2 protein-coding genes are annotated in these 4915 nt (G+C 71.5%); both read left to right on the forward strand.

Going from position 1 to position 4915, the window contains the following annotated elements; all coding sequences use genetic code 11:
• Positions 1-3574 (forward strand): amino acid adenylation domain-containing protein (locus tag IH09_RS35900; RefSeq protein ID WP_446750511.1); only part of this gene is annotated, 3574 nt, incomplete at its 5' end.
• A gap of 2 nt (positions 3575-3576) precedes the next feature.
• Positions 3577-4915 (forward strand): condensation domain-containing protein (locus IH09_RS35905; RefSeq protein ID WP_240150555.1); only part of this gene is annotated, 1339 nt, incomplete at its 3' end.

Genomic DNA, 4915 nt, shown 5'->3' on the forward strand with positions numbered 1-4915 from the left:
GGTGACGGTGAATGGGAAGTTGGATCGGGGTGCTTTGCCGGTGCCGGAGTGGGAGGGCTCTGGTGGTCGGGTGGCGAGGTCGCCGCGTGAGGAGGTGCTCTGTGATCTCTTCGGTGAGGTGTTGGGTGTTTCGGGGGTCGGTATTGATGACGACTTCTTTGATCTGGGTGGGCATTCGTTGCTGGCTACGCGGTTGGCCAGTCGTATTCGCAGTGTTCTGGGGCTGGAGATGCCGGTCCGGGCTCTCTTCGAAGCACCCACCGTCGCCGAACTCGGCGTGCGTCTCGATGGTTCGGACGGCGTCCGCATACCGCTGGAGCCGCGGGAGCGCCCCGACCGGGTGCCGCTCTCCTTTGCTCAGCGCCGGCTCTGGTTCCTGCACCGTCTGGAGGGCCCGAGCGCGACCTACAACATGCCGTGGGCGCTGCGACTGACGGGGAAGCTGGACGTCGAGGCGCTGCGCGCGGCGCTCGCCGACATCGTCGAGCGGCACGAATCCCTGCGTACGGTCTTCCCGGAGACCGACGGTGAGCCCTACCAGCTCATCCTCGACCCGAAGGACGCCCGGCCGGCACTGCACACGGCCACCGTCGGCGCGGCGGGTCTGCAGTCCGCACTCGACACGGCGGCCCGCCGCGGCTTCGCCCTCGCCGGTGAACTCCCCCTGCGGGTCTCCCTCTTCACGACCGGCGAGAACGAACACGTCCTCCTGATCCTCATGCACCACATCGCCTCGGACGGCTGGTCGTTCGCGCCGCTGTCCCGGGACCTGATGGCCGCCTACGAGGCCCGGCGGCAGAACGAGCGCCCGAAGCTGCCGCAGCTGCCCGTGCAGTACGCGGACTACGCCCAGTGGCAGCACGAACTGCTCGGCGACGGCGACGACGCCGCCAGTGTGCTGGCGCGGCAGATCGCCTACTGGAAGCAGAAGCTGGCCGGTCTGCCCGAGCAGATCGCGCTGCCTTTCGACCGGCCCCGGCCCGCCGTCACCTCCTACCGAGGAGATCTGGCCGCCTTCGAGTGGGGTGCCGAACTGCACGCCGCACTCACCGAGTTCGCCCGCAGCGAGGGCGCGAGCCTGTTCATGGTGTTGCAGGCGGGGCTGGCGACGTTGCTGTCGCGGCTCGGTGCCGGGGATGACATCCCGATCGGCACCCCGATCGCCGGGCGCACGGACGAGGCGCTGGACGATCTGGTCGGGTTCTTCGTCAACACGCTGGTGATGCGGACCGACACATCGGGGAACCCGTCCTTCCGGGAGCTCGTACGGCAGGTGCGGGAGACCGCGCTCGCCGCGTACGCCAACCAGGACGTGCCCTTCGAGTACCTGGTGGAGGCCCTCAACCCCGAGCGGTCTCTCTCCCACCACCCGCTCTTCCAGGTCTCGCTCGCCGTGCAGAACGCGCCCGAGACCGAGCTGCGGCTGCCGGACCTCGACATCGGCTACGCGGGCACGCCGCGCACCGGAAGCGCCAAGCTCGATCTCTTCTTCAGCGTCAGCGAGCTGCGGGACGAGGCGCGGCGCGACCGTCCGCACGGCATCGCGATCGGCGTGGAGTACAACACCGACCTGTTCGACGAGGCGGCCATCGCCTCGGTGATCGACCGCTGGCAGCTGCTGCTCCGCCGCCTGCTGGCCGAGCCGGAGCGCCCCGTCCGCTCCCTCGACCTGCTCACCGAGGCCGAGCGCACCCGGACACTGGGCACCTGGAACGCCACCGACACCGCGACACCCCCCGCCGATCTGGTGGCACTCTTCGAACGCCAGGTGGCCGCGACACCGGACGCGGTGGCGGTACGGGACGGTGCAGCGGCGCTCTCGTACGCCGAGCTCGACGCGCGGGCCGGCCGGCTGGCGCGCCACCTGCTCGGCCGGGGGATCGGGGCGGAGGACGTGGTCGCCCTGGCGCTGACCCGTTCCGCACAGTTCGCGGTCGGTGTGCTGGGCGTGCTCAAGGCCGGTGCGGTCTGCCTGCCACTCGACCCCGACGCCCCCGCCGAGCGGCTGACCCGGATGCTCGACGGCGCCCGGCCCGCCCTGGTGCTGCACCATGCGGCGTGGCAGGACGGCGGCACCGCGGCCGTCCGGCTGCTGAGCGGCGGCGACGGTGCGACACCCGTACTGGACCTGGACTCGGACGACCTCCCGGCGCCCGCGACCGCGGCCCGGACCGCTCCCCTCGACCCCCGGCACCCGGCCTACCTCATCTACACCTCGGGGTCGACGGGCGAGCCCAAGGGCGTCGTCGTGCCGCACGCCGGGCTGGTCAATGTGGCGCTGGACCAGATAGCCCGCTTCGGCGTCGGTCCGGACAGCCGGGTGCTCCAGGTCGGCGCCGCGGCGTTCGACATGTCCGTCGGTGACCTGGTGATGTGCTTCCTCAGCGGCGCGACGCTCGTCATACCGCAGGGCCGCAAGGGGGTAGTCGGCGCCGAACTGGCCCGTACGGTCCGCGAATCCGGCATCACGCACATGGTGGCCCCGCCCGCCGTGCTCGCCTCACTGCCCGACGGCGACCTGCCGACCCTGCGCTGTGTCGTCACCGCCGGTGAGGCATGCCCGCCCGAACTGGTCGAGCGCCTCTCCCCGGGCCGCCGGATGTTCAACGCCTACGGCCCGACGGAGACTACGGTCTGCGCGACGACCAGCAGCCCGCTGGGCACACCGGCGCTCGCCGTCCCCCCGATCGGGGGCCCGATCCGCAATGTGCGCGCCTATGTTCTCGACGAGGCGCTGGCGCCGGTGCCGCCCGGTGCCGCGGGCGAGCTGTACGTCGCCGGCGCGGGGCTCGCCCGGGGCTATCTGCGGGCACCGGGGATGACGGCGGAGCGGTTCGTGGCCGATCCGTTCGGCCCGGCGGGCGGCGGGCGGATGTACCGGACCGGGGATCTGGTGCGGTGGAACTCCGCAGGACAGCTCGAATTCCTCGGCCGCGCCGACACCCAGGTGAAGATCCGCGGCTACCGGGTGGAGCCCGGCGAGGTGGAAGCCGTCCTCGCGGCCCATCCGCGGATCGGCCGGTGCGCGGTCGTGGTCCGGGAGGACCGGCCGGGGGACCGCCGACTGGTCGCCTACGTGGTGCCCGCGGAGCCCGGGAGCGAGCCGGACGGCACCGGGCCGGACGTCACCGCGCCGGACGGCGCCGAGCTGCGGGCGTACGCCAAGGAGCGGCTGCCGGAGTACCTGGTGCCCGCCGCGGTCGTCACCCTTGAGGTGCTGCCGCTGACCCTGAACGGCAAGCTGGACCGGCGGGCGCTGCCCGCCCCGGAGTTCGAGAGCGTGGGCGGACGCGCGCCCAGGACGCCGCGCGAGGAAACCCTCTGCCGGCTGTTCCGCGGGGTACTGGGCGTCGAGGCGGCCGGTATCGACGACAACTTCTTCGACCTCGGCGGCCACTCCCTGCTCGCCACCCGCCTCATCAGCGAGATCCGTGAGGAACTGGGCGCCGAAGTCCCCATCCGGGCCCTGTTCGAGGCGCCCACCGTCGCCGGACTGGCCGAGCGGCTCGATGAATTCACCGAAATACGCCCGGCGCTGACCCGTAGGCCGCGTCCGACGAAGGAGACCCGCTGATCATGATCCCCTTGTCGTTTGCCCAGCGCCGGCTCTGGTTCCTGCACCGCCTGGAGGGCCCGAGCGCCACCTACAACATGCCGTGGGCGCTGCGGCTGCGCGGCCGCCTGGACGTCGAGGCGCTGCGCGCCGCCCTCGCCGATGTCATCGAGCGGCACGAATCCCTGCGTACGGTCTTCCCGGAGACCGACGGCGAGCCCTACCAGCACATCCTGGAGCCGGACGAGGCCCGCCCGGAGCTGCCCGTCGTCCCCGTCACCGAGCCCGAGCTGCGCCCGGCGCTCGACGCGGCGGCCCGCCACGGCTTCGACCTGTCCACGGAGGTCCCGGTACGGGCCGGCCTCTTCCGGCTGGCGGACGACGAGCACGTCCTTCTGCTGCTGATCCACCACATCGCCTCCGACGGCTGGTCCTTCGCGCCGCTCTCGCGCGACCTGATGACCTCCTACGCCGCCCGCTGCGAGGGCCGCGCGGCGGAGCTGCCCGAGCTGCCGGTGCAGTACGCCGACTACACGCTCTGGCAGCGGGACCTGCTCGGCGACGAGGAGGACCCGAACAGTCTGCTGTCCCGCCAAGTCACCTACTGGAAAGAGCAGTTGGCGGGTATCCCGGAGCAGACGGCGCTGCCGACCGACCGCCCTCGTCCGACGACGGCCTCCTACCGCGGCGATGTGGTCACCTTCGAGTGGGACGCGGAGCTGCATCGCAAGCTGAGTGAACTGGCGCGGGCCGAGGGCGCGAGCCTGTTCATGGTGTTGCAGGCGGGCCTCGCGGTGCTGTTGTCGCGACTGGGCGCCGGGGACGACATCCCGATCGGCACCCCGGTCGCCGGCCGCACCGACCGTGCCCTCGACGACCTGGTCGGGTTCTTCGTCAACACGCTGGTGATGCGGACGGATACGTCGGGGAACCCGTCGTTCCGGGAGCTGCTGGGCCGGGTGCGGGAGACCGCGCTCGCCGCGTACGAGAACCAGGACGTGCCGTTCGACCACCTCGTCGAGGTCCTCAACCCGGACCGTTCGCCCAACCACCACCCGCTGTTCCAGGTGCTGCTCGCCCTGCAGAACTTCGCCGCACAGGAGTCCGGTCAGCCCGGCCTCGACATCACTCCCGAACACGCGCCGACGGGGACCGCGCGCTTCGACCTCTATTTCGACATCACCGAGCGTGTCGAAGCGGCCGGTGGGCCCGGCGGACTGGCCGGCTTCGTCGAGTTCTCGACTGATGTGTTTGATCGGGTGTCGGTGGAGCGGTTGGTGGGGCGGTTTGAGCGTGTGTTGCGGGCTGTGGTGATGGATGTGGGTGGTTTGTTGAGTGGGGTTGGTGTGTTGGGTGGGGTGG

Source organism: Streptomyces celluloflavus (assembly GCA_000720995.1).
Lineage (GTDB): Bacteria > Actinomycetota > Actinomycetes > Streptomycetales > Streptomycetaceae > Streptomyces > Streptomyces celluloflavus.